Origin of the sequence: Paeniglutamicibacter sp., assembly GCF_046714615.1 — a bacterium.
Taxonomy (GTDB): Bacteria; Actinomycetota; Actinomycetes; order Actinomycetales; family Micrococcaceae; genus Paeniglutamicibacter.
The window spans coordinates 34253-59720 of sequence record NZ_JBKKAP010000081.1 but is presented as its reverse complement, the minus strand read 5'-3'; the positions used below and the strand labels follow the sequence as shown (position 1 = coordinate 59720).

19 protein-coding genes and 3 tRNA genes are annotated in these 25468 nt (G+C 64.7%); 19 read left to right on the top strand and 3 right to left on the bottom strand.

Annotated elements, in window-relative coordinates; all coding sequences use genetic code 11:
* Window positions 1-9: 9 nt before the first annotated feature.
* Window positions 10-2907 (bottom strand): helix-turn-helix transcriptional regulator, encoded by a 2898-nt coding sequence (locus tag ACLQ7E_RS09405; RefSeq protein WP_411732318.1) that lies wholly within the window; start codon window positions 2905-2907, stop codon window positions 10-12.
* 186 nt (window positions 2908-3093) lie between these two features.
* On the opposite strand from ACLQ7E_RS09405, the gene ACLQ7E_RS09400 reads away from it, so the two are divergent.
* The 3 genes from ACLQ7E_RS09400 (at window position 3094) to ACLQ7E_RS09390 (ending at window position 6676) form a co-directional block, all read left to right on the top strand.
* The gene (locus ACLQ7E_RS09400) at window positions 3094-3330 is read left to right on the top strand and encodes a hypothetical protein (RefSeq protein ID WP_411732317.1); all 237 of its coding nucleotides are present in this window, start codon (window positions 3094-3096) and stop codon (window positions 3328-3330) included.
* 1038 nt (window positions 3331-4368) lie between these two features.
* The gene (locus tag ACLQ7E_RS09395) at window positions 4369-5754 is read left to right on the top strand and encodes a glycine--tRNA ligase (protein ID WP_411732316.1); all 1386 of its coding nucleotides are present in this window, start codon (window positions 4369-4371) and stop codon (window positions 5752-5754) included.
* Window positions 5755-5758: 4 nt separating this feature from the next.
* Window positions 5759-6676: a GNAT family N-acetyltransferase gene (locus ACLQ7E_RS09390; RefSeq protein WP_411732315.1), complete on the top strand. Its 918-nt coding sequence runs from the start codon at window positions 5759-5761 to the stop codon at window positions 6674-6676.
* Window positions 6677-6757: 81 nt separating this feature from the next.
* Here the strand turns inward: ACLQ7E_RS09390 and ACLQ7E_RS09385 are convergent, their stop codons facing one another.
* Window positions 6758-7771, bottom strand: coding sequence for an LLM class flavin-dependent oxidoreductase (locus tag ACLQ7E_RS09385; protein WP_411732314.1), 1014 nt, complete (start codon window positions 7769-7771; stop codon window positions 6758-6760).
* Window positions 7772-7900: 129 nt separating this feature from the next.
* Between ACLQ7E_RS09385 and dusB the strand changes: the two genes are divergently transcribed.
* The 13 genes from dusB (at window position 7901) to ACLQ7E_RS09320 (ending at window position 21663) form a co-directional block, all read left to right on the top strand.
* Window positions 7901-9097 carry a tRNA dihydrouridine synthase DusB gene (dusB, locus tag ACLQ7E_RS09380; RefSeq protein ID WP_411732313.1) on the top strand — a complete coding sequence of 399 codons (1197 nt, stop codon included), beginning with the start codon at window positions 7901-7903 and terminating at the stop codon, window positions 9095-9097.
* Window positions 9098-9105: 8 nt separating this feature from the next.
* The gene (locus ACLQ7E_RS09375; RefSeq protein WP_411732312.1) at window positions 9106-10389 is read left to right on the top strand and encodes a deoxyguanosinetriphosphate triphosphohydrolase; all 1284 of its coding nucleotides are present in this window, start codon (window positions 9106-9108) and stop codon (window positions 10387-10389) included.
* A 72-nt stretch (window positions 10390-10461) separates the two neighbouring features.
* Entirely contained in the window at window positions 10462-12339 is a 1878-nt protein-coding gene (dnaG, locus tag ACLQ7E_RS09370) for a DNA primase (protein WP_411732311.1), read from the top strand.
* Window positions 12340-12406: 67 nt separating this feature from the next.
* Window positions 12407-12482, top strand: a tRNA-Asn gene (locus ACLQ7E_RS09365).
* Window positions 12483-12625: 143 nt separating this feature from the next.
* The gene (locus tag ACLQ7E_RS09360; RefSeq protein ID WP_411732310.1) at window positions 12626-14050 is read left to right on the top strand and encodes a lipase maturation factor family protein; all 1425 of its coding nucleotides are present in this window, start codon (window positions 12626-12628) and stop codon (window positions 14048-14050) included.
* A 90-nt stretch (window positions 14051-14140) separates the two neighbouring features.
* Window positions 14141-15823: an ABC-F family ATP-binding cassette domain-containing protein gene (locus tag ACLQ7E_RS09355; protein ID WP_411732309.1), complete on the top strand. Its 1683-nt coding sequence runs from the start codon at window positions 14141-14143 to the stop codon at window positions 15821-15823.
* 95 nt (window positions 15824-15918) lie between these two features.
* A tRNA-Asn gene (locus tag ACLQ7E_RS09350) sits at window positions 15919-15991 on the top strand.
* A gap of 162 nt (window positions 15992-16153) precedes the next feature.
* Window positions 16154-17029, top strand: coding sequence for a phage holin family protein (locus tag ACLQ7E_RS09345; RefSeq protein ID WP_411732308.1), 876 nt, complete (start codon window positions 16154-16156; stop codon window positions 17027-17029).
* A gap of 159 nt (window positions 17030-17188) precedes the next feature.
* Window positions 17189-17809, top strand: coding sequence for a CDP-alcohol phosphatidyltransferase family protein (locus tag ACLQ7E_RS09340; RefSeq protein ID WP_411732307.1), 621 nt, complete (start codon window positions 17189-17191; stop codon window positions 17807-17809).
* The gene (locus ACLQ7E_RS09335; RefSeq protein ID WP_411732306.1) at window positions 17797-18708 is read left to right on the top strand and encodes a DMT family transporter; all 912 of its coding nucleotides are present in this window, start codon (window positions 17797-17799) and stop codon (window positions 18706-18708) included. The genes ACLQ7E_RS09340 and ACLQ7E_RS09335 overlap by 13 nt, the downstream gene beginning before the upstream one ends.
* A 92-nt stretch (window positions 18709-18800) precedes the next feature.
* The gene (locus ACLQ7E_RS09330) at window positions 18801-19988 is read left to right on the top strand and encodes a glycosyltransferase (protein WP_411732305.1); all 1188 of its coding nucleotides are present in this window, start codon (window positions 18801-18803) and stop codon (window positions 19986-19988) included.
* A 126-nt stretch (window positions 19989-20114) separates the two neighbouring features.
* Window positions 20115-20188 (top strand) — tRNA-Ile (locus ACLQ7E_RS09325).
* Between the two features lie 284 nt (window positions 20189-20472).
* A complete protein-coding gene (locus tag ACLQ7E_RS09320) occupies window positions 20473-21663 on the top strand; it encodes a glycosyltransferase (RefSeq protein WP_411732304.1) in 1191 nt (396 codons plus the stop codon).
* Here ACLQ7E_RS09320 and ACLQ7E_RS09315 read toward each other — a convergent pair.
* The gene (locus ACLQ7E_RS09315; protein ID WP_411732303.1) at window positions 21660-22181 is read right to left on the bottom strand and encodes a M23 family metallopeptidase; all 522 of its coding nucleotides are present in this window, start codon (window positions 22179-22181) and stop codon (window positions 21660-21662) included. The two genes, ACLQ7E_RS09320 and ACLQ7E_RS09315, sit on opposite strands and share 4 nt — an antisense overlap.
* A 433-nt stretch (window positions 22182-22614) precedes the next feature.
* On the opposite strand from ACLQ7E_RS09315, the gene rpsB reads away from it, so the two are divergent.
* The 3 genes from rpsB (at window position 22615) to pyrH (ending at window position 25464) form a co-directional block, all read left to right on the top strand.
* The gene (gene rpsB / locus ACLQ7E_RS09310; protein WP_411732302.1) at window positions 22615-23532 is read left to right on the top strand and encodes a 30S ribosomal protein S2; all 918 of its coding nucleotides are present in this window, start codon (window positions 22615-22617) and stop codon (window positions 23530-23532) included.
* Between the two features lie 142 nt (window positions 23533-23674).
* Window positions 23675-24514, top strand: coding sequence for a translation elongation factor Ts (gene tsf, locus ACLQ7E_RS09305; protein WP_411732301.1), 840 nt, complete (start codon window positions 23675-23677; stop codon window positions 24512-24514).
* Between the two features lie 206 nt (window positions 24515-24720).
* Window positions 24721-25464 (top strand): UMP kinase, encoded by a 744-nt coding sequence (gene pyrH / locus ACLQ7E_RS09300; protein WP_411732300.1) that lies wholly within the window; start codon window positions 24721-24723, stop codon window positions 25462-25464.
* Window positions 25465-25468: the final 4 nt, after the last annotated feature.

The window sequence follows — 25468 nt, the reverse complement described above, 5'->3', positions numbered from 1 at the left end:
CCCCGCAAATCAGCGTCTGTCGTCTCGGGCTGGTGGTCCTCCGCCCCGGCGGGTTGCGAGCCTGGACAGGACCAGCCGATTTGCCGCACCCGTCTTGGCCAACAGGTGTGAGATGTGTGAACTGACAGTCTTCTCGCTGATGACCAAGGACCGGGCAATGTCCCCATAGGTGCGTCCCGCAACGACGTACTCGAGGATTTCCCGTTCGCGTGCCGTGAGCCCCGGCAATTCGATGGCGCCTGCCGCCGGCTTTCCGACGGTTCGGAGGTCCGTCGCGATCCTCGCCCGGGTGGCAATCTCGTTCAGCGAAGCCTGAAGGGGCCCTGCCTGGAGTTCCTCGGCAAGGGAGATCCCGCGGCGAAGCAACGCGGTGGCCGGGCCGTGGCCGGAATGGCCGTGCAGCAACAGCGCCTGCACGGCCCGCCAACACGAATAGGCTTCCTCCCAGCGCAGGGACGCGGCCTGACACGCATCACTCGCCGCCGTCCACTGCATCGCGTTGTCGGCACCGGAACGGGCCCTGCCGATTTCCGCCTGGTACAGCAGGTTGAAGGCGGCTATTTGGGCGTCGTAGAGATCGGTGTCGTTGCCGGTATCCGCAAGCACCGTGGGGAATCGGTGCACCAGGGCCTCGGTGAGCGCGAGCGGCTCGGCGATGCTGGCTCCCTCGTCGTTTGCCTCCTGGACCTGGTCGGCAAGGGCCCGGGCGGCAAGGGGGATGAGCCATTCGCACATGGTCGGCGGTTGGCCCTCCTTGGTGGCCCCTGCCATGGCCGCGGAGTACGCGGCAGCAGGGTTCCCCGTGGCAAGGAGCACTTCCGCGCGGACGGCGTCGAAATCAAGGTTGTTGTATCCCGACTTGTGGGCGAACAATTCCTCGGCGCGGTATAGGTGCGCCTGCGCCTCGTCCCGGCTGCCCTGCAAGGCAGCCAGCCTGGCGGCGGTCAGCCGGGCCGCGACATCGCCCAAGGGGCCCGGGTCCGAGCCGAGGGCGACCCGCAGGGCCTTCACGCATTCGCGCCAGCGGCCGATGGCAAGGTAACTGCTGGCCTCGTCGGCGGCCATCTTGGAAATGTACACGTGGGGTGCGCCCAGGGCAGCCAACCGCTCCCTCCCGGCGCGCATCAGGTCGGCAAACGACTGGCTGGTCCATGTCTCCGTCGCATTGGCCTGCCAAGTCGTTGCGTGGACCATGGCCCAGAAGTCCCTGGCCCGTGTCGCCGCACTTGCTGCCCGGGCGGCAAGTGCGCGGGCTTCGGCGGGGCGCTCGCCGATCAGCGCGGCCATGGCGTTGGCCGTCAGGGCATAGGACAGTGCACGCGGGTTTCCCGCCTTCAGGGCAATCTCCAGCGCCCGGGCGGCCTGTCCTTGCGCCTTGGGATCGTTTTTCCATAACCCGACGTGTGCGAGCTCGGCCAGGGCGTAGGCATATTGCCAGCTCTCGGGAGCGGATTGGGCCAGCAGGACCGCCCGGCGCAGCTGGCTGCTCGAGAGGAACTCGAGCCCGGCGGAAAATCGCAGCAGGGTGCCTCGGACCAGCAACTCGGAAACGTCCAATGGCCGTTCCGTCTCGTCAATCACCGTCAGCAGGGACTGAACCGCCTCCAACTCGTCGTCCATGGCGCCGGCGTCCTCGGCCGCCGTGCGCAAGCGGACCAGCAGCTCCTCCCGGCTTTCATCCGTGTTGGGCAGGTCGGAATGCAGGGCCAGTGCACGATGCAGCAGGCGCAGCATCTCACTGGTCCCGCCGGCTGCTCCCGCCGCGGCGGAGGCACGCAGCGTCCAACGGTAGGCCTCGGCGGTGTGGCCGGCGGCGTCGTGGTGATGCGCCAATGCGGCCAGGAACTCGAACGTAGGGGGCGTGCCCCGGGCCAACAAGCTTTCCCCGTACGCGGCAAAAAGTGAATGCCAGTCCCGCCGCTGCCCGCTCTCCAGCCCCTGTTCCAGGACCTCGGAGATAATCGGGTGGTGGAACCACCAGTGCGTTCCATCGGGTCCGCACTCGACCAGTCCCGCCTCCGTCGCCTCGAGCAGAATCCCAGCCGCGTCGCGAGGAGTCCCGGCCTGCCTGGCCAGGCCTGTCAGGTCTTGGGCGCGAATGGGCCTGCCTCCGACGGCCATCAGCTGGGTGAGCTGCCGTGCACCGTCGGAGAGTCCGTGCCAGGAACGCAGGACCGCGGCCCTCAAGTCCTCCGGCAGTCGCACCGGCAGGTGCCGGGTGTCCGGTCCCAGGCCATCGATGATCAACCTGTTGAGGTAGGCATTGCCGGCGGTGTGCGAAAAGACTTCCTGCACCAACGACTGGTGCGGGGGAGCTCCCAGCATCCGCGCCATCTGGGCCCCGGTCGCGATCCTGTCCAAGGGTCCCAATCTCAGCCAGGAAATCCTGGGCATGCGGCGGATGTCGGCGAGCCAGCGCTGCAATGGATGGGTTTCCCCGATCTCCCCGCTGCGCAACGTGGCCAGGATGGACAGGCGCCGGGCGCCGGGTCCGGCAATGAGATACATCAGGGTGTTCAGGGTGCCTTGGTCCGCCCACTGCAGGTCATCGACCACCAGTGCCACCGGCCGGATCCGGCACAGCCGCGTCAGCCATTCGTCGATGGCGACAATGACTGCGTCGGAGGCGGAACCGCTGGTTCCGAGGACCGGAGTTTCGATGCCGTCAACCGGCGGGGCCTGGCGGATGGCCGAGCGCAGGGCCAGGAAGGGGACCGTCATCGAGGCCAGCGGCAGGCAGGATCCGGAAAGAACCAGAACCTCGGAAGTCATCGCGGCGCAGGCCTGGTGCACGAGTGCCGTTTTCCCGATTCCGGGATCGCCCGAGACCACAAGGGTGTAAGCGCTGCCTGCGGCCGTGCCGTCCAGGCACGCCTCGATCTCGGCCAGCTCGGTTCCTCTCCCCACGAGATCCGGGCCAATCAGCCCAAGCCCTTGTGCCACAGGTCCAGTGTGCCACCAACCCGGCGCGCGGGCTGGGGATACTGAGGGCTTTCGCATGAAACTTGAGGATTCGTTCCCGATGCCGGCGGAGGGTACCCGGGCGCACCGTGGAGGTATCGGAATCACACCCCCCCATATGGAGGCAACATCATGAACTTCCCACACAAGGCCCCTCGCTTGGCAGGCCTCGCCGCCATCGCCTTGGCCTTGGCCCTTGCTGGTCCTTCCCCGGCGCTTGCCAAGCTTGACCCGGGAGGCGCTGCCGTTGTTGAGACGGCGACCACCAGCCCCGCGTGCCCGCTGGCGAGGATCGGGGCCCAACTGGTCCACTGCGACAGCCTCACCGGGGCAGGCGTCAGGGCCCCTGCCTGGGTTCCCGAACGTTGAGCGCCGAACACCTCCTGGCCGCACCCCGGCTTGGCATGCGCCAGGCCGGGTTTCTCTGCCGTAATCCGCAGGCCGTGGACTTGGGATGAGGTGCAGCCGTGGTTTGGCGGGGGACCTTCATGGGAAACCCGAGTCAGTAGCCGACCCGCTGGCCAACGGGGCGAGGTTGCTTTTTTAGCGGATCAGGAATGGCCATGCCGCGCCGCGTGGTCGGTGCCCTGGCGGGTGACAAACCCGGAAAGTTCCAGGCGGTTCGCGGTGCCTGTTTTGCGCAACATGTTTGAGATGTGCCTGCTGAGGGCCCTGAATCCACGGTATTTACATCGCCTTCCGGGTGGTCACCTCTGATGCAAGGGCACGGTGTCCGAGAGCATTTTTGAAGTATCGAACTTAGGAAATATGGAAGGTGGCATCACGTTTTTCCCACACAAGGCGTCGGGGTTCGCCGGCTTGGCCGCCGGCACACTGCTTTTGGCGGGTCAGGGTCCTCTTTCCGCGATGGCAACGGAAGACCCTGGCGCGGCTGTGATCACGATTCAAGGGGAAACCGGCTACTTTTGCGTGGTGCCGGGCGTGGAGGAGCAAGTGATTCGTTGTGACTGTCCCCGCCGGGGGCGGGGACAGTACCCCGCCGTGGCTGCGGGAGCCTGAACGGCCCGCAGCCCATATCCCGGTCCTTTCCGGCCAAGGCGGAAAGACCCTGCTTTCCCGGGAATAACTTGGTCCTTTTGGCGGGCCATGGCAAACGATGTCGGCCATGGTCGGCCAGGTTTGTTTAAGAGGGCGGAGGCCAACCCCCCTCTGGTCCGGCGGGTTCGGCTCGGCGCCACCCGGAGGTCCCGGCCCGCACGGTTTGGGCGGTCGTACGGATCGATGTCCTGCCATGACGACAAGGCTCCGCGTCCGAGCACCGACAACCGGGGTCCTGGTGCCGCCTGCTGGATGCTCGAACTTCGCAACCCAAACACGTTAGGCTTGGCGAGTATGTTTTCGCCCAACGGACCGCAACCAGCGGCCTCGTGAACCATTGGAGTTGTTATGGCGCCTCAGTCCAAGCTCGATCAAGTCATCTCCCTCGCCAAACGGCGCGGCTTCGTCTTCCAGGCCGGTGAAATCTACGGCGGATCCCGCTCCGCATGGGACTACGGACCCCTGGGCACCGAGCTCAAGGAAAACATCAAGCGCGAATGGTGGCAGAGCTTCGTCCGCGGACGCGAGGACATGGTGGGCCTTGATTCCTCCATCATCCTGCCCAAGGCCGTCTGGGAAGCCTCCGGCCACGTCGCCACCTTCACCGACCCGCTGGTCGAGTGCACCTCCTGCCACAAGCGCCACCGCCAGGACCACCTCGTTGAGGCCTTCGTCACCAAGAAAAAGCGCCAGCCGGTTGACGGCATGAGCGAAATTCCTTGCCCCGACTGCGGCACCAAGGGCCAATTCACCGAACCGCAAATGTTCTCCGGATTGATGAAGACCTTCCTGGGCCCTGTCGACACGGCCGCCGGCATGGCTTACATGCGCCCGGAAACCGCGCAGGGCATCTTCGTGAACTTCAACAACGTGCTCACCGCCTCCCGCAAGAAGCCGCCGTTCGGCATCGGCCAGATCGGCAAGGCCTTCCGCAACGAGATCACCCCCGGCAACTTCATCTTCCGCACCCGCGAGTTCGAGCAGATGGAAATCGAGTTCTTCACCGCCCCCGAGGACGCCCCGGCGTTCTTCGACAAGTGGGTCGAGGACTGCTGGGCCTGGTTCCTGGACCTGGGCATCAGCGAGGAGAACCTGCGCCGCTTCGACGTCCCCGAGGACGAGCGCGCCCACTACTCCGCGGGCACCATCGACTTCGAGTACCGCTTCGGCTTCCAGGGCTCTGAGTGGGGCGAGCTCATGGGCGTCGCCAACCGCACCGACTACGACCTGACCAGCCACTCCAAGGGCTCGGGCACCGAGCTGTCCTACTTCAACCAGGCCACCGGCGAACGCTACACCCCGTACGTGATCGAGCCGTCCTTCGGCCTGACCCGTTCGATGATGGCCTTCCTGGTCGACGCCTACGTCGAGGACGAGGCCCCGAACGCCAAGGGCGGGGTGGACAAGCGCACCGTGCTCAAGCTCGATCCGCGTCTGGCCCCGGTCAAGGCCGCGGTGCTTCCGCTCTCGCGCAACGAGGACCTGTCCCCGAAGGCCAAGGCGCTTGCCGCCGAGCTGCGCAAGACCTGGAACATCGACTTCGACGATGCAGGCGCCATCGGCCGTCGCTACCGCCGCCAGGATGAGATCGGCACGCCGTTCTGCATCACCGTGGACTTCGACACCCTCGAGGACCAGGCCGTGACCATCCGCGACCGCGACACCATGACCCAGGAACGCGTGGCACTGGACAAGGTGCGCACCTACCTGTCCGAGCGCCTCAACGGAGCCTAGCCACATGTCGACACTCGAATTCCGGCCCTGGCGGGACGGCGACGACCTGGCGCTGCTGGAGCTCTTCGGCGATCCGGCGTCCCCGCACGCCCACCAGGACCGGACGATGTTCCGCGGCGACTCGAACGCGCCGTTCAGCCGCGCGCTGGTGGCCACCGACCAGGGCATCGCGGTGGCGGCGGGCGTGGTGTTCGCCTCCACGCTGCACCCGACGCGCCTGTGGCTCTACGTCGAGGTGGCGCGTGAACACCGCCGCACCGGGTTGGGCACCGAACTGGTGGCGCGCCTGCGCGCCCTGGTGCCTGCCGGGCAGCCCGCCGAGCTCAAGGCCCGCTACACCGTGACTCCCGGAACCGATGCGGCCACGGCCGCCGGGTTCTGCGCGTCGCTGGGCATGCAGGAAATCCAGGTCGCCCGCGACGTGGTCGTCGAGCCCGGGGGACTGCAGCTGCCGTTCTTCGAGGACGACGGGCTGACCCTGGACGACATCGCAACCGGCAGCGTCGAGCTGACCAAGTTGGTCGTGGAGTTCTACAACGCGACCCATGAGTGGGACCCGGCGAACATGACGCTGGGCAGTGCGCAGAAGATGCTGCTCGACGACGCCACCGGCGCCCAGGGCGTGATCGTGTTCCGCGACAGGCCAAAGGCCAAGGGCGGGAAGATCCTGACCTTTGCCATCAGCTACACGCCGGCGCGCGTCGATGCGCCGGCCGACGTGTTGCTGGGCTGGAACCCGGAGCTGGGCTACGACGAGTCGGCGGAGCCGATCCGCGGGATGCTCGCAATGCTGGCACACCAGTACCCGGTGAAGCTGGAGGTCGACGGTTCGATGGTCGTGCTTTCCTCGCTCATCGATGCGCTGGTGCGTGCCAACCACGCCACGGTCACCGCGACCACGCACATCATGGCCACCGCGTAGTTTCACGGCCATAATGCCGATGGCGTTGGATGTTTCCCCGCAAAGGGGAGCGTCCGGCGCCATCGTTGTTTGCGAGTGGTGTTACTTCTTCCAGCCCAGTTCACGGGCGATGTTCGCGATCTCCGTCATCACGTGGGTGTTGTAGTCCACGCCGAGCTGGTTCGGCAGTGCGAAGAGCACGTAGTCGGCCTCGGTGATCGCCTCGTCGGCCATGAACTGCTGCGCGACCTCCTCGGGCGTTCCCGAATAGGTGGGGCCCGAACGCGCCCTCGAACCATCCAGCACGCCCACGGAGTCGCCGCGCTCGCGGCGCCCGAAGTAGATCTCGTCGGTGTCTGTGGTGACAGGGAACGCGCTGCGGGTCACCGCGGTCATTCCGCCGGTGCTGTGGCCGCCGGCGGCGTAAGCAGCCTTGTACTGGCGGAGCTGGTCGGCCTGCAGCACGTGGAAGGGCCGCCCGTCGTCCTCGAGCAGCAGCGTGGAGGAGAGCAGGTTCATGCCGACCGAGGCGGTCCACAGCCCCGCGCCGATGGTTCCGGCACCCCACCAGATCCGGTTCTCCAGCCCGGGGGAGAGCGGATTGATCGGGAGCAGCTCGTCCTGGTCGTGGTGGCCACCGGGCATCGGGTGGGCCATGCCTGCGCCGGTGATGGCCTCGCGGAAGCGGGCGGCACGCCGGCGGGTCTCGTTCGCCCAGGTGTCCCCGGCCTCCAAGTCGTAGCCGAACTGGTGCTGCCCGTCGCGGGCGGATTCGGGTGAACCGCGGCTGATGCCCAGCTGCAGCCGCCCGTTGCTGATCGCGTCGGTGGCCCCGGCCATTTCGGCCATGTACAGCGGGTTCTCGTAGCGCATGTCGATCACCCCGGTACCGACCTCAAGGGTGGTGGTCTTCGCCGCCATGGCCGCCAGCAGCGGGAACGGGCTGGAGAGCGAATTGCCGAAGTGGTGCACCCGCATCCAGGCTCCGTCGAACCCGGATTCCTCTGCCGCGACCGCCAGATCCATCATCTGGCGCACGGCGTCGGCCCCGGTGGGCACCGGGGAATTGCTGGAGCCTCCCGAATGGCCGAAGGTCAAGAACCCTATCTTTTTCACGCTTCATCCTTTGCATGCAAACGTATGTACCTCGGGTACAGCCGCGGGACGCCACCCATTATTCCCGGTGTGATGCACAAGTTGCCGCCCGGCCGCCACGGATTTGGATCTATTTGAGAGAATGGGTTAGTGACTGCAATTTCCGACGTATCCCAGACCGGCGCGCCCTCGGCGGCGAAACTTGAGCTGCCCCCGCTCCAGCTGGGAAAACACACCATTGACACCCCGGTGATCCTGGCCCCCATGGCCGGCATCACCAACAAGGCCTTCCGCCGGCTCTGCCGCGAATACGGTGGCGGGGTCTACGTCACCGAAATGGTCACCTCCCGGGCCCTGGTGGAGCGCAATGCCGAGTCCATGCGCATCATCTCCCACGACCCCGACGAATCCCTGCGCTCGGTCCAGCTCTACGGCGTGGACCCCAAGACCGTCGGAGCGGCGGTGCGCCTGATCGTCGAGGAAGACCGCGCGGACCACATCGACCTGAACTTCGGCTGCCCGGTGCCCAAGGTCACCCGCAAGGGCGGGGGAGCGGCGCTTCCCTGGAAGACCGACCTTTTCACCTCCATCATCAAGGCAGCCACCACCGAGGCGGCCCGCGGGGACGTGCCCTTGACCATCAAGATGCGCAAGGGCATCAACGAGGACCACCTCACCTACATCGAATCGGGCAAAATCGCCCGCGACCACGGCGTCGCGGCCGTGGCCCTGCACGGGCGCACCGCCAGCCAGTACTACTCGGGCAAGGCCGACTGGGACGCGATCGCGCGCCTGCGCGAATCCCTGCCGGACATGCCGGTGCTGGGCAACGGGGACATCTGGAGCGCCGAGGATGCCGTGGCGATGGTCAAGCAGACAGGCGTCGACGGCATCGTTGTGGGCCGCGGCTGCATGGGCCGCCCCTGGCTCTTCGGGGACCTGCAGGCAGCCTTCGAGGGCACCGACAAGCGCTACACCCCCGGCCTGGCCAAGGTCGCGGAGACCGTTTACCGCCACGCCGAACTGCTCACCGAATACTTCGAGGACGAGTTCAAGGGCCTGCGCGACATCCGCAAGCACATGGCCTGGTACTTCAAGGGCTACCCGGTCGGCGGGGACATCCGTTCCGCCCTGGCCCAGGTGCCCACCCTTGAGGTGCTGCGCGAGTTGCTGGCCCAGCTGGATCACTCCATGCCCTACCCGGGCAAGGACGCCGAGGGACAGCGCGGACGGGCCGGATCCCCGAAGAAGACGCACCTGCCCGACGGCTGGCTTGCCACGCGCGAGATGGACGAGAAGCACAAGGCCATGATTTCCGCGGCCGAACTAGACGTTTCCGGCGGCTAAGGAGCCCAATGTTGCAGATTCCCGGATACACCGAGGCGGACCAGGATCGATGGGTACCCGAACCGCCCAAGAAGGCGTACCGGACCGCGTTCGAGCGCGACCGCGCCCGGGTGCTGCACTCCTCGGCCCTGCGCCGGCTGGGAGCCAAGACCCAGGTCGTGGCCCCGTCCTCCGACGACTTCGTCCGCACCCGGCTCACCCACTCACTGGAAGTGGCCCAGGTGGGCCGCGAGCTCGGCGCGACGCTTGGTTGCGACCCGGACGTCGTGGACACAGCCTGCCTGGCCCACGACCTGGGCCACCCGCCCTTCGGCCACAATGGCGAAACCGCGCTCAACGAGCTGGCCGGCGACATCGGCGGGTTCGAGGGCAACGCCCAGACCCTGCGCCTGCTCACCCGCATCGAGACCAAGACCTTCAGGCACACCGGTGCCTCCGCCGGGCTGAACCTCACCCGCGCCTCGCTGGATGCCGCCTGCAAGTACCCGTGGCTGCGGGCCGACGCCCCGGAAAAGCACGGCAAGACGACCTCCAAGTTCGGCGTGTACGTCGACGACGCCCCGGTCTTTGACTGGCTGCGCTCCGGTTCCGGCGCCCAGGCGGGGCAAACCTGCATCGAGGCCCAGGTCATGGACCTGGCCGACGACATCTCCTACTCGGTTCACGACGTCGAGGACGCGATCAATGCAGGGCGCTTCCAGCTGCGCTGGATCAAGGACCGGACCGAACGCGCCCGAGCGGTCACCTTCACCCGGCAGTGGTACTTGCCCCACGTCGAGGACGCCGTCATCGATGCGGCCTTCTCCCGGCTCGAGGCCACCAACGAATGGGTGCCGCACGCAGACGGCTCGCGCCGTTCCATGGCAGCGCTGAAGGACATGACCAGCCAGTTCATCGGGCGCTTTTGCCAGTCCGCGATCGACGCGACCCGCGAGCAGTTCGGGCCCGGGGAGCTGACCCGCTTCAACGCAGCGCTCATCGTCCCCGAATCCACCGAACACGAGATTGCCGCGATGAAGGGCCTGGCCACCGCGTACGTGATGACCAGCGACGAGCGCAAGCCAATCTATGCGCGACAAAGCGAGATCCTGGCCGAGCTGGTGAACCTGCTTGCCGAGACCGGGGACAAGTACCTCGAGCCGCTGTTCGCGGCCGACTGGCGCGAGGCCGCCGACGACACGGGGCGGCTGCGGACCGTCATCGACCAAGTGGCTTCGCTCACCGACGCCTCGGCCATCGAGTGGCACGCCACCCTGGTGCTGGGCAAGAGCTTCAACGAACGCCTCTTCTAGGCCCGCGGCCCGATCCACAGCCCGCAGCGGAACGGCACATCCCATTCGGGTTTCGTCACTAGACTGGGGTGTATGGCAGGCCTGATTAAGCGTGAAGATATCGACGAAGTCCGCAACCGCACGGACATCAAGGAAGTCATCGACGGATATGTGACGCTGAAATCCGCCGGTGTCGGCTCCTGGAAGGGCCTGTGCCCATTCCACGACGAGCGTTCCCCGTCGTTCCACGTGCGTCCGCAGGTCGGTTCCTTCCACTGCTTTGGCTGCGGCGAATCCGGCGACGTGATCGCCTTCATGCAGAAGATGGACCACGGCACCTTCTCCGAGACCGTCGAGCAGCTCGCCGCCCGCGTCGGCATCGAACTGCACTACGAAGACGGGGGCACCGGCCCGCGCCGCGAGGACACCGGCCGCCGCCAGCGCCTGCTCGACGCCCACAAGATCTCCGAGGAGTTCTTCCGCGAACAACTCACCACCCCCGGTGCCGCCGCGGGCCAGAAATTCCTCGCCGAACGCGACTTCGATGCGGAGGCAGCCGCCCACTTCGGCGTCGGCTACGCGCCCCAGGGCTGGGACGCACTGCTCAAGCACCTGCGCGGCCGCGGCTTCCAGGACGAGGAGCTCAAGCTCACCGGCATCTTCTCCGAGGGCAACCGCGGGATCTATGACAGGTTCCGCGGCAGGCTGATCTGGCCCATCCGCGACCTCACCGGGGCCACCATCGGGTTCGGTGCGCGCAAGCTCTACGAGGATGACCAGGGCCCCAAGTACCTGAACACCCCCGAGACCCAGCTCTACAAGAAGTCCCAGGTCCTCTACGGGGTCGACTTGGCGAAGAAGGAAATCACCAAGACCCGCCAACTGGTCGTCGTCGAGGGCTACACCGACGTGATGGCCTGCCACCTTTCGGGCATCGGGACCGCTGTGGCCACCTGCGGTACCGCCTTTGGCACCGACCACATCAAGATTGCCCGCCGCCTGTTGCGCGACGACGGATCCGGCGGCGAGGTGGTCTTCACCTTCGACGGCGACGCCGCCGGCCAGAAGGCCGCACTTCGGGCCTTCGAGGAAGACCAGAAGTTCATCGCCCAGACCTATGTCGCGGTCGAGCCGACCGGTGCTGACCCCTGCGACCTGCGACAGACCCGCGGCCCGGAGGCGGTGCGCGAACTCATCGACTCGAAGCGCCCGCTCTTCGAGTTCGCCATCAAGGCCGGCTTGAAGAACTTCAACCTCAACACCGTCGAAGGCCGCGTGCAGGCGCTGCGCGTCAGCGCCCCCATCGTGGCAGAGATCCGCGATTCGGCCATTCGCCCGGCCTACGCCCGCGAACTTGCCGGTTGGCTCGGCATGGACATGGAGGACGTCAACCGGGCCGTGGGGGCCTCGGTGCGACGCAACCGGATGCCCAAGGCGGCCGAACCTGTCCACGGCAACCAGGGCCATGGTGCGCCGGAGCAACCCGCTGCTCCCGTCTACTCGCGTCCCGATCCGCGCGACCCGGTATCCCGGATGGAGCGCGAGGCGCTCGAGGTCGTGCTCCAGCAGCCGGCACAGCTGACACCCGAACAGTGGCAGGCGTTCTACGATGCCCGGTTCATGGCCCCGGCCCATGCCGCAGTGCACGATGCCGTTCGTGCCGCAGGTCTGTCGGGTGCCACCCCGTCGCAATGGGTCGAAGCCATCCGGCAGGAAGTGCCCGAACCGCTGCGTTCCTTCGTCTCCGAACTGGCCGTGACACCGCTCCCGGCGAACAGCACCGAGGCCCTGCTGCGCTATTGCAACGACATCATCAATCGCCTCTTCGAGTTGCAAATCACACATTTGAAGGCCGAGAAGATGGGGGAGCTGCAGCGGATGGATCCTGCGGGGGATCCGGAGGGCTTCCAGCGCATCAACCGGGAGCTTTTGGAGCTGGAATTGCGCCGCCGGGCACTGCGCCAGGACTAGCTGCAGCAGGGGGCGAGGGACGATTTTTGTTTTCCCGAAACCTTGTGTAGAGTATTTCTCGTTGCATTCCTCCGTAGCTCAATTGGCAGAGCATTCGACTGTTAATCGAAGGGTTACTGGTTCAAGTCCAGTCGGAGGAGCCAAAACAAAGGAATCCGTATTTTCTTCACAGAAAATGCGGATTCTTTTGCATTAATCCACCGTTGCCGACAGGCCCGGTCCAAGGGCGGCCAATCCGGGGCGGCAGGGCATGGCAGCAGCGCCCCGGTGAATCTAGGCTGGTGCCATGGAGTGGCTGGCGGCGTACGACTACGGCATGGCCCGCGAAATCCTGCAACGCGGGGTAGCGCTGATCTACCTGGTTGCCTTCATCTCGACACTGAACCAGTTCCGTGCCCTCGCAGGCGAACGCGGGTTGCTTCCCGTGCCCCGGTTGCTTCGGAGACCCGGTGCCCACGGTCCTTCGTTGTTCAGCCGGATCGGGTACTCGGACCGGAAACTGGTGGCCGTGTGTGCCGCAGGGTGCGCCATCTCCGGGGTGCTGGTGGTCGGCCTTCCCCAGGCGGGACCCCCGTGGCTACCGCTGTTCGGCTTCCTGGCCCTGTGGGGCTTGTACATGTCGATCGTGAATGTGGGGCAGGCGTTCTATGGTTTCGGCTGGGAAATGCTTCTGCTCGAGGCAGGGTTCACCGTGGGCCTGCTCGGTTCCCGGCAGGTCCCGCCACCGCAAACCATCCTGCTGCTGATTGCCTGGCTGGTGTTCCGGCTGGAATTCGGAGCCGGCATGATCAAATGGCGTGGGGACCCGGCATGGCGAAACCTCACGGCCATGTACTACCACCACCAGACCCAGCCGATGCCCGGGCCGTTCAGCCGCCTGGCCCACCTGGCCCCGAAATGGTGGCACCGCTGCGAGGCGGTGGGCAACCACGGTGCCCAGCTGGTGATCCCTTTCCTGCTCTTTGCACCCCAACCGCTGGCTTCCATCGCGGCCGGCATCGTCATCGCCACGCAGCTGTGGTTGGTGGCCACTGGCAACTTCGCCTGGCTTAACTGGCTCACCATCGTGCTGGCGTCCTGCCGGATCAGCGATCCGGTGCTGCGCCAGATCATCCCCTGGCTTTCGCCCGCGACCGGCCCGCGAGCCGAGACTCCACTCTGGTGGACCGTGGTCGTGCTGGCCGGTACGGCGTTGCTGGCAGTGCTCTCCATTCCGGCGCTGCGCAACCTGTTCTCGTCCCGCCAGCGCATGAATGCATCCTTCAACCGGTGGCAATTGGGCAACGCCTACGGAGCCTTCGGCACGGTCACCCGGCAGCGGATCGAGGTCGTCATCGAGGGCACCGAGAGCGAATCACCCGACGAGGCGACCTGGCTTGAGTACGGATTCAAGGGGAAGCCGGGGGATGTGTCCAGGCGACCGCGCCAATTCGCGCCCTACCACCTGCGCCTGGACTGGATGATGTGGTTCCTGCCGCTGGACTCGATACACCAGCGCTGGTTCCATGCGCTGTTGGGCAGGCTGCTGGAGGCCGATGGCCGGACCTTGGCACTGTTGGGCCACGATCCGTTCTCCGGGAGGCAACCGCGCTTCATTCGCGTGCTCACCTACCGCTACCGTTTCACCACTGCCGCGGAGCACAGGAGCACCGGAGCCCATTGGGTGCGTGACCGGCGGCTGTTGGTGATCGGTCCCGTTGCCCGGCAATGACCTGCAGCTGCGCGATGCCAGGACGTCCTGGCCGCCGGGCTCGGCATGACGCGGTGGGGTGCCGGGCCAGGAGATCAGTAGGATGGGACGGTGGCTCATATCGACGTATCCGACATCCATTACTTCCTCTCCGACGGAACCCAGCTCCTGGGTGGCGTGACCTTCAAGGTCACCTCGGGATCGAAGACCGCTCTCATCGGCCCCAACGGGGCAGGAAAGACGACGCTCTTCAAGATCATCGCCGGGGACCTCAAGTCGGACGAAGGAGTGGTCGGAAGGTCCGGAGGCATGGGCATCATGCGGCAGTTTGTGGGACAGGTGCGCGATGAATCGACGGTGCGCGACCTGCTGGTGTCCACCGCATCGGCGGACCTTGCGGCAGCGGCGAAGGCCGTGGATGAAACCGAGCTGCTCATGATGGAATCCGACGACGAGAAAATCCAGATGCGCTATGCCCAAGCCATCATCGACTGGGGAGACGCCGGCGGCTACGAGCTGGAAACCGCGTGGGACAAGGTCTGCATGGCGGCGCTCGGCGTCCCCTTCGAGCGCGCCGGTCATCGCCTGGCATCCACACTGTCCGGTGGCGAGCAAAAACGCCTGGTGCTTGAGGCCCTCTTCGAAGGGCCGGATGAGCTGTTGCTGCTTGACGAGCCGGACAACTACCTCGATGTCCCCGGCAAGCGCTGGCTCGAGGCAATGCTCAACGCCTCGACGAAGACCGTCCTGTTCATCAGCCACGACCGTGAATTGCTGAACAACGCCGCGAACCGCATCGTCACCCTCGAACCCGGCCTCTCCGGGGCCACCGCGTGGATCCACGGCGGCGCGTTCGGTTCCTACGTCGATGCGCGACGCGAACGCAACGAACGCTTCGAGGAACTGCGCAAGAGGTGGGATGAAGAGCACGCCAAGCTCAAGGAGCTGGTGAACATGTACAAGAACAAGGCTGCATTCCGCTCCGACATGGCCAACAGGTATCACGCCGCGCAAACTCGGCTTGCCAAGTTCCTTGAGGCGGGCCCGCCCCAGGCAATCCCGCTGGAACAAAACGTCAACATGCGGCTCAAGGGCGGGCGAACGGCCAAGCGTGCCATCGTGGCCGAGAAGCTTGAACTCACCGGGCTGATGAAGCCCTTCAGCAACGAGATCTGGTTCGGGGACCGCGTGGCGGTCCTGGGATCAAACGGATCGGGCAAGTCCCACTTCCTGCGCCTATTGGCCTCGGGTGGAACGGACCCGGAACGCGAGCACCTGCCTGTCTCGGAGGTCGAGATTGCCGAGGTCCCGCACAGCGGAACGGTGAAGCTTGGTGCGCGCATCCGTCCCGGGTTCTTTGCCCAAACGCACAGCCGTCCCGATCTCCTGGGCCGGACGCTGCTGGATATCCTGCATCGCGGCGACGAACACCGATCGGGCATGGCCCGGGAAGCCGCCTCCGGGGCGCTTGACGGCTACGGCCTGGCCGGCCAGGCAGAGCAGAAATACGATTCCCTCTCTGGCGGACAGCAAGCGCGTTTCCAGATCCTGCTGCTACAGCTTTCCGGAGCAACGCTGCTGCTGCTTGACGAACCCACCGACAACCTCGACCTGCATTCGGGCGAGGCGCTGGAGCGCGCCATCGAATCGTTCGTCGGCACCGTGCTGGCCGTGACCCACGACCGTTGGTTCGCCCGGTCGTTTGACCGGTTCCTGGTCTTCGGTTCCGATGGAAAAGTCTACGAGTCCGCGGAGCCGGTCTGGGACGAGACCCGGGTACAACGCCAGCGGTAGCAGCGGCCCGCTCCGTGGGTGCGGAGACACGGATCGGAGGGCGATTTCGATTTGGGATTCCATTCGGGGCTCTGGTAGTGTTTTACCTGCTTCATTCCTCCGTAGCTCAATTGGCAGAGCATTCGACTGTTAATCGAAGGGTTACTGGTTCAAGTCCAGTCGGAGGAGCGTTCATGAGAAACCCCGTTCTCCTTTGGAGAGCGGGGTTTTCGTGTCTCCACACGATCTCATACCCTGGGCGTACCTCTTCAGGTTGAGCCGTTTAAGCACGTCCGAGTGATAGTTTTGGGTTGAGCGGGCCAGGACTAGGCCGCATGAAACGGAGACACCATGTCTGGATCGGAATCGACTGGAACCCAATACCAGTCAACGCCACGAACCCTCAAGGGACAGGTAAGCGGTCTAAGCCACCTGATCCCGAACCAATTGGCTGACGAAGCGCGCATTGCCGCCAACGTCCTTAAGTCAAAGGGCATCAACGTTGGCATTGCTGCCGGCGCCGGGATCGTGGCACTGGCATTGCTTGGCCTCATGGTGATTGCCCTGGTCGTGGCCTTGATCATGGGCATCGGAACCGTCATTGAACCTTGGCTGGCAGCGCTGTTGGTAGCCGCCGGTTTCCTGGTCCTTGCACTGATCCTTGCGGCATTCGCCTTCTTCAAGATCAAGAAGGCCATGCCGCTGTTGCCTGAGGAAGCCATCCGCGGCATCCGGCACGACCTCGGAGTGGTCAAGGATGGCAGCGCCTTCGATGTCTCGACGCTCGATGAGCAGAAGCCGTCAAAGAAGGACGCTGAGGAGGACGCCAAAAAGGACGACGATCACGAGGCGAAGGCCGAGAAGCCAACGCACAACGAGTTGATCATCCGCACCCGTGAACGCCGCGAGGAGATTGCCTTGCATCGCGATGGCCTGGGACAAAAACTTGAAGTGCCCCTTCACCTGGGCGAAAAATTCTCGGACGCAGGGCAGGCTGCCGGCGACGCAGTGACCAAGGCCGCCGGCCAAGCAAGGCACCTGGCGGGCACCGCGTCGGGGAAGCTTTCCGATGGGGTGGAACGGGCAACTGGAAAGCTCGCATCCCTCAGCGGCCTCGAAGGCGAAAACGCCAAGGAGGCCCTGCGTGAGCGGTGGCGGCCTTTGGCCATCATGGCCGGATCGGTCACGATGTTCTTCGTCTTCTTGCGCAAGCTGCTGCGCAAGTAGTCGATGACAGGTGCGGTCAGACTGGAATCCCTGAACCGTTCCACCTCCGGTTGCCACTCCCGCAGAGCATCGCAAGCGGGAGATGGGGAACCTGGGCCAAGCGCCCTTGAATAGTCCCACCAGTCCAGGACCACAGAACAGACCATGAAAGAGGAGGGCATGCGCATCTTTGGAGCGGGGACACGCGACAATTTTGAATACCGCGAGCTCACGACCTTCTGGACGGTTCCGAACCTGATAACTGTTCTCAGATTCCTTCTGGTGCCGCTCTTTGTCTGGCAGACACTGACCATGCACTACGGCTGGGCGACACTCACCCTGGCAATCCTGGGTTCCTCAGACTGGATCGACGGCTATGCGGCCCGCCGCCTCGACCAGATATCCACCGTTGGCAAATGGCTGGATCCCGTCGCCGACAGGGTTGCCCTGATTGTCATTGCCACGACTTTTGTGGCCACCGAGATAGCCCCGGCATGGCTGGTGTTCTCGATTGTGATTCCCGATGCTGTCTTGATCATCAACGCGTGGGTGCTGTTTCGGGGCAACCCCAACCTCCCGGTCAGCAACCTGGGAAAGTTCCGTACCGCGCTGCTTTTGGTCGGAACACCGTTGTTGCTTTTGGGGAACACCAATTGGGGCAAGGGAACCATCCTGGGGGACATCGCGACGTGGGCACTTGCCCTGGCCTGCGTTCTTCACGTGATTGCGGCGGTGCAGTACTTCGTGCTGGCACAGCGCAAGGCCAAGGCACTCAAGTCGGGAACTGAATGGTCTGGCTAGCGGTCACGGCCGCGATCGCCGGGGCGTTCTTTTTGGCCTTTGGTACGCAGCGGCAATCCAGCGCGGTACGTGCCAGCGCCGGCGGTTTGGACATTACCGGATGGGGGATGCTCCGATTCTTCAGGACGCCCCGTTGGGTGTTCGGGTTGGTCTTGCTCGCCATGGGGATGAGCCTGAATGTATATGCGTTGGCGAGCGCACCGTTGACGGTCGTCCAGCCCATTGGTGCGATTGCGCTGGTCATCACCACGGTGGTCAATGCCCGCGAGCATCACATCAAGATGAATCGGCCAACGATCCTGGCGATCATTGCCTGCATGGTGGGCAGCGCGGCCTTCGTCTTCCTGGCCATCGAGGTCAGCGCCGAGGAACACCGGATCACCAGTGGCCAGGAGTTGCTGACCATCTTGATCCTGGCGATTGCCGTGGCCTTATTCGGCGGGGCCGTCGTGCTTTTCCCTCATCGGCTTGGCGCATTCTTCTACATCCTGGGTGCCGGAGTCCTTTTCGGGTTCGTGGCGGTGCTGGTGCGCACCATTTCCGTGGTCCTGCTTGATCCCAACGGGCGGTTCCTGGCCAACGTTTCCTGGTACTCCATCCTTGCCGTGGCCGTGGCGGGACTGCTGGGTTCCTACTTCGTGCAGAATGCTTACTCGAAGGGCCCGCCCGACCTGGTCATTGCCGGGTTGACGGTCATCGACCCCATTGTGGGGATCTCCATCGGGATTGTGATCTTGGGCGAATTGGATCCCAATGTCCAACCCGCCATTGCGCTTAGCATGGTCGGCGCCGGATGCATTGCTATCGTAGGGGTGATCGCCTTGTCGCGACATCACCCGGACGTGCTTGAACGCAAGGCCGAAGCCAAACGACGCACCAAGGTCAGCGATGGCAAATAGACTTCACCGAATTCCTGCGATTGCCCAACCAAGACAATGAAACGACAACCGTGGCCTCGAAATGCGGTCATGTCAAGGAGTGAACACACCCCGTGACGGGCGATAAACCATTGAAGATCGTGATTGCGGCGGATACCTATCATCCGGATGTCAACGGCGCAGCAGTATTTTGTTATCGACTGGCCACGGCCATGACCGAGCGTGGGCACCAAGTGCACGTCATGGCCACCCGGCCGGACACGGGGCCCACGGTCACCGAGGTCCTGCCCGAGGCAACCGTTCACCGGCTGCGCTCGCATGCGGTGCCGACGCACGAATACTTCCGCATTTGCTTCCCCTGGGAAATCAACCCGGAAATCAAGCAGTTGCTCAACGAGATCAAGCCTGACGTCGTCCATGCCCAATGCCACTACATGATCGGCCAGGGAGCCCTGGCCTTCGGCAAGAAGCAGGGCATCCGGACCGTGGCCACCAACCACTTCATGCCGGAGAACCTGGATCCGTTCCTGCCCTTCCCCCAGTGGTTCAAGCGGATCGTGGCACGCAACTCCTGGCGCGACATGGGCAAGATCATGGGCAAGGCGAATGTCGTCACCACGCCGACCCCGCTGGCAGCCCGGGCCATGACCCAGTATGCGCGATTGGGCACGGTCCTCCCGCTGTCCAACGGGATCGACTCCAGCAACTATGAGCTCGGGGCCATGGAGTCGATCGACCGCAACCCGTATCCCACGATCCTGTTCGTGGGCAGGCTGGCTGTGGAGAAGAATGTCAATGAAATCATTGACGCCCTGACGCTCATGAAGACCGTGCCCGACGCCCACCTGGAAGTCATCGGTGGCGGTGAGCAGCGGGCTCCGCTGGAAAAGCTGGCCCGGGAAAAGGGCATTGCGAACCGCGTGCACTTCCTGGGACACGTCGATGATGAGGAACTCCGCAGCGCCTACCTGCGCTGTGACGTGTTCTGCCAGCCCGGAACCGCCGAGCTCCAGTCCCTGGTGACGCTGGAGGCGCTTTCGGCATCCAAGCCGGTGGTGTTGGCCAATGCGATGGCGTTGCCGCACCTGGTCGATGACGGCGTCAACGGTTATCTGTTCGAGCCAGGTGACCGCGCTGAATTGGCCGACAAGCTGGACTCGATCCTGGCTATGGCACCCGAGGATCAGGCGGTCATGGGCAAGGCGGGGCACGCGAAAGCAGCCCTGCACAGCCACAGCAAGACCATGGACACCTTCGAGGCGATCTACCGCGGTGCCGTGGCGGAGGACTTCCTTCCTTAATACCCGTGATGGCCATGGGTTTTTGGCAGGGGAAGATGAAAACCCGCAGGGGAATCCATTAGGATGGCTGGGGATGTTTCACCGATTGCCGCCGTTGGCGGTGGATCGATCGATCATCCCAATGTTGGGGCGGTAGCTCAGTTGGTTAGAGCAGGGGACTCATAATCCCTTTGTCGTGGGTTCAAGCCCCACCCGCCCTACACGTGAACGGCCTAGCCAGACCCTGCTATCAGGGATTTTGGCTAGGCCGTTTTTCGCGTTTGAGGGTAGTTTTGGTGGGAGTTTCCGGACGGTGCAGCGTTCATCCGGCTTCCCGCGAGACGACCCGCCGTGGCTTTCCCCGGTGGCAGTTGCTTCTCCGATAGGCTCGGTTTGCGGCAGCGAAGGGAACCCTGCGGCCTTTCGCCCGGACATGCTTCGCCTGCCGAACCTTCATCTTCACGCCCAACCGCCGAAAGGACGAGCCCGGTCAATGCATTGCGTTATGTTTGTCGACCAGCACCCCGACACCCTGGGTGGAATGCAAACCTCCGTCCGGTTGCAGCGGCGGTTCCTCGAGCTGGCGGGACACCGGGTGACGATCGTTTCGCCCAGGTACCGGGGCAAGCACACCGCCGACCCGGCGGTCATCGAGCTGCCTTCGGTCCCGCTGGGGCCGGGGGAGTATTCGATGGCCATTCCCGGCAAAGGCAGCGACAGGATGCTGGCCACGGCCATGGCCCCCCGCGAGTCCGTCGATGTGGTGCACGTCCAAGCCGATTTCTGGCAGGCCATCATTGGCTACCGCTTCGCCAAGGACAACAACCTTCCGGTCGTCCACACCATGCACAACCGGCTAGATGTGGGAATCGCCGCAACGATGCCGCTGCCGGGCCTGGTCCAGCGCGGGTTCGGCTTTGCGCAAAAGGCGTTCCTGCACACCCGTCTGCCGGTGGCGGCCGATGCATGGACCTACCTGCGCCGGTTCACCGACCATGCCCAACACGTGACCGCACCCTCCAGCCATTTCGCCCGGCTGCTGCAGGACGAAGGCGTTTTCGCCCACGTCGATGTCGTTCCCAACGGCATGGACGATGAGCTTGCGGCCGGGTTGCTGGCCCAGCCGCCCACTGAACCAAACCCGCGACCCAGGCTGGCATGGGTCGGCAGATTCAGTGCTGAGAAGCGCTTGCTTCCGTTCCTGGACGCCGTGGCAATCGCCAATATAGACGCCGAGATCCATGTCTTCGGTGACGGCGCCGACAGGGCCAAGGCGGAAGCCAAGGCCAGGTCCATGGACAGGCCGAGCGTGATCATCCGCGGCAAGGTTCCCTACGGGCAAATGCTTGCGGAGCTGCGGCGGGCCGACGCCCTGATCCAGACGTCCCAAGGGTTTGAGACCCAAGGCATGACCGTCTACGAGGCGGCGGCCTTGGGCACGCCCTCGCTGCTCAGCGACCGAAGCATCGCCGAGGACCTGCCGGAAGGGGTCTATTGGCTCACCGAGGACGACTCAATTGCCGGACTCGCCCAGGCCCTGGGCAAGTGCGTCGACCAGCTGCGGTCGGGCCACGGCCCGCAAACGTCCGCCTTTGACCCGGCATCGTTCCTGCAAAGCCGGCAGACCCAACTCATGGTCAAGGTCTATGAGGAAGCGGATCGCGAGTTCAGGTCCCGGAGCCTGCCCGGCAGCTAATCCAGCGGCAGGAGGATCGAGGGGCGGGTGTCGATGATCGTGAGCAACGGATCGATGTATTCCCCGTCCAGTCGCAGTCCCCAGTGCAGGCAACGCGCATCGCAGTGCGCACCGGTTCCGACCATGCCGATCTCATCATTGGTGGAGACGATGGCGCCGACCGCCAGGGTGCTGCGCACCGGCTCGAAGCTGGAGAGCAATCCGGAGCCGTGGTCGATGACAATGACCGGCCGATCCACGATGGTTCCCACAAAGGAGACGATGCCTCCGGCGGGCGCGCGGACGGGGTCGCCGGGGTCAGCCTCAAGGTCCGCCCCCCGGTGACCGCTGAGCCAACGCTGGGCAGGCGGGTCGAATCCACGCACGACCCGCGGCACCGGGGGCAATGGCCAACTCCACGCGCCGGCCGGGGCCACCCGTCGGCTTGCCATGTCGGCGTCGGGCGGAGGCACGCCCGCCGGGGCCAGCAGCACGACAGCGCCGATCATGAAACCTGCCAGGGACGAAACGATTTTCATGTCCCCAAGCATGATTCGGCCCGGATGCCCCGCAGTCCGATGCCCGCCGCCCTGTGGAGGCCGCCGGCTTGTGATGCACCTCCCTTGTTCCTGTGCGGATGGGTCAATTTTCGGTCCACCTGCCTGTAGTACACTTGAGCATGCGGTTCCCTGTGCCCTCTTGACGCTTGCGCTGATGGAGGGAATGCATGAAACCGACTTCGCGTATGAGTCATCCACACCCGAAAACCCCATGTACGTGGCGGTTGCTTGTGTGCGACTGCCAGGCCCGCGGTCCGAATTACTTCGGGAGGGGCCAGGTAAGGAACGGTTTGCCGTTCTGCTCATGCCAGGGGTCGCGTCCAATTCCGGATGCGCACCATCAACCGATAACCATGGCAGTTACCGCGGCCCAGTGATGGGCCGGCCAGCTACTGCCGGAAGGAGTTGCGACATGCCAGTCGTAACCATGCGCCAGCTGCTCGACAGCGGCGTTCACTTTGGACACCAGACCCGTCGTTGGAACCCGAAGATGAAGCGATTCATCTTCACGGAGCGCAACGGCATCTACATCATTGACTTGCAGCAGTCGCTGTCGTACATCGACCGCGCCTACGACTTCGTCAAGCAGACCGTGGCCCACGGCGGCACCGTTCTGTTCGTTGGCACCAAGAAGCAGGCTCAGGAAGCAATTTCTGACCAGGCTACCCGCGTTGGCCAGCCCTTCGTCAACCAGCGTTGGCTCGGTGGCATGCTCACCAACTTCCAGACCGTCTCCAAGCGCATCTCGCGCATGAAGGAACTGGAAGAGATCAACTTCGAGGATGTTGCCGGTTCGGGCCACACCAAGAAGGAGCTGCTGCTGCTCAAGCGCGAGCTGACCAAGCTTCAGACCAACCTTGGCGGTATCCGCAACCTGACGAAGGCCCCTTCGGTCCTCTGGGTTGTTGACACCAAGAAGGAGCACTTGGCCATCGATGAGGCACGCAAGCTGGGCATCCCGGTTGTTGCCATCCTCGACACCAACTGCGACCCGGACGAAGTCCAGTACCCGATCCCGGGCAACGACGACGCCATCCGCTCCGTCAACCTGCTCACCCGCGTCGTTGCCGACGCCGTTGCCGCTGGCCTGATCGCCCGCAACAACAAGGCTGCAGGCAACACCGAAGCTCCGGCCGAGCCGCTGGCCGAGTGGGAGCGCGAACTGCTCGAGGCCGACAAGGCCGAGGCACCTGCCGCTGAAGCTGCTGTTGAAGCCGCTCCGGTTGCTGAAGAAGCGCCTGCCGCTGAAGCTGCTCCGGCAGCCGAGGAAGCACCGGCCGCTGAAGCTGCTCCGGCAGCCGAGGAAGCACCGGCCGCTTCGGCCGAGTAGTCACAAAACCAAGGTCCCGGGCTGCCGGTGCCCCTCCCTTTAGCGGGAGGAGCTCCGGCAGCCAGGGACAAACCGCGGGACGGGCCACAATGGCCCGTCCTTCGGCGAAAAAGCTCAAAACCACTTATGAATGGGGTTGCACGTGGCAAACTACACCGCTGCTGACATTAAGGCTCTGCGCGAGCGCACCGGCGCTGGCATGATGGACGTCAAGAAGGCCCTCGACGAGGCCAACGGCGACGCCGACAAGGCCATGGAGCTCATCCGCATCAAGGGCCTCAAGGGCGCCACCAAGCGCGAAGGCCGCTCGACCTCGGAAGGCCTCGTTGCCGCCAAGGTCATCGACGGTACCGTCGGCGTCATGATCGAGCTTTCCTGCGAGACCGACTTCGTCGCCAAGAACGACAAGTTCATCGCTCTGGCAGCCAAGGTCCTGGAAGTTGCCGTTTCCTCGGCCGCAGCCGACCTGGAAACCCTGCTGGCCGTCGACGTCGAGGGCAAGGCCCTTGCCGACTTCGTCACCGAAGAGGGCGCAGTATTGGGCGAGAAGATTATCGTCCGTCGCCTGTCCCGTGTTGAGGGTGCATCGGTTGATGCGTACCTGCACAAGACCGCCAAGGATCTTCCGGCACAGGTTGGCGTCCTCGTTGCAGTGGATGGCGCCGGCGAAGCCGCCGCCACCGTGGCACACGACGTTGCAGTGCACACCGCTGCAATGGCACCTTCCTTCCTGTCGCGCGACGAGATCTCTGCCGAGACCGTAGAGAACGAACGTCGCATCGCCCAGGAGACCGCAGTCGCCGAGGGCAAGCCGGAAGCCGCCATGACCAAGATCGTTGAAGGCCGCCTGACCGGCTTCTTCAAGGAAATGGTACTGGTCGACCAGGCATTCGCCAAGGACACCAAGAAGACCGTGGGCAAGGTGCTGGAAGAAGCCGGCGTTGCAGCCACCGCCTTCACGCGTTTCCGCGTCGGAGCCTAATTAGCTTCACTAGCAGGTAAATTGGTTCACGGGGCCCAGGCACCGGAGACCGATTGCTTCACACCAAGGTAACGGGGGCGGCCACTGCAAGGTGGCCGCCCCTTTTTCCTGCCAGCCCCCAGCCCGCCAGCGCTTGCGGGCGGGCCACCCCAAACAGCAACGACGTGGGCCCGAACCGACCCGCACGCAGGAGGAATGACAACCCCATGGACGCAACCCTCGAACCGACCGAACACACCCAGACGCCGCGTCGCCGGAGGGTCTTGCTCAAGCTTTCCGGAGAGGTCTTTGGCGGCGGCAAGCTGGGCGTAGACCCGGTCACCGTGCGTGGCATTGCCGAGCAGATCGCCGCGACAGTGGGCAAGGTCGAGGTCGCCATCGTGGTTGGCGGCGGCAACTTCTTCCGCGGCGCCGAGCTCTCGGCCTCGGGCATGGACCGCTCGCGTGCCGACTACATGGGCATGCTTGGCACCGTCATGAACTGCCTGGCCCTGCAGGACTTCCTGGAACAGGCCGGTGTCGACACCCGCGTCCAGTCCGCGATCTCCATGGCGCAGGTCGCCGAGACCTACATTCCGCGCCGCGCCATCCGCCACATGGAAAAGGACCGCGTGGTCATCTTCGGTGCCGGTGCGGGCCTGCCGTACTTCTCCACCGACACCGTGGCCGCCCAGCGCGCCCTCGAGGTCGACGCCGACGTGGTCCTGATGGCCAAGAGCGGGGTCGACGGCGTGTACACCGCAGACCCGAAGAAGGACCCGACCGCCACCAAGCTCGAGCACCTCACCTACGACGAGGCACTCATCAAGGACATCCGGGTCATGGACCAGACCGCCATGACGATGTGCAAGGACAACAAGCTGGAGATGATGGTCTTCGGCATGGAGGGCGACGGAAACGTCACCCGCGCGATCCTTGGCGAAAAGATCGGCACCCGCGTCACCGTCTAGGTAC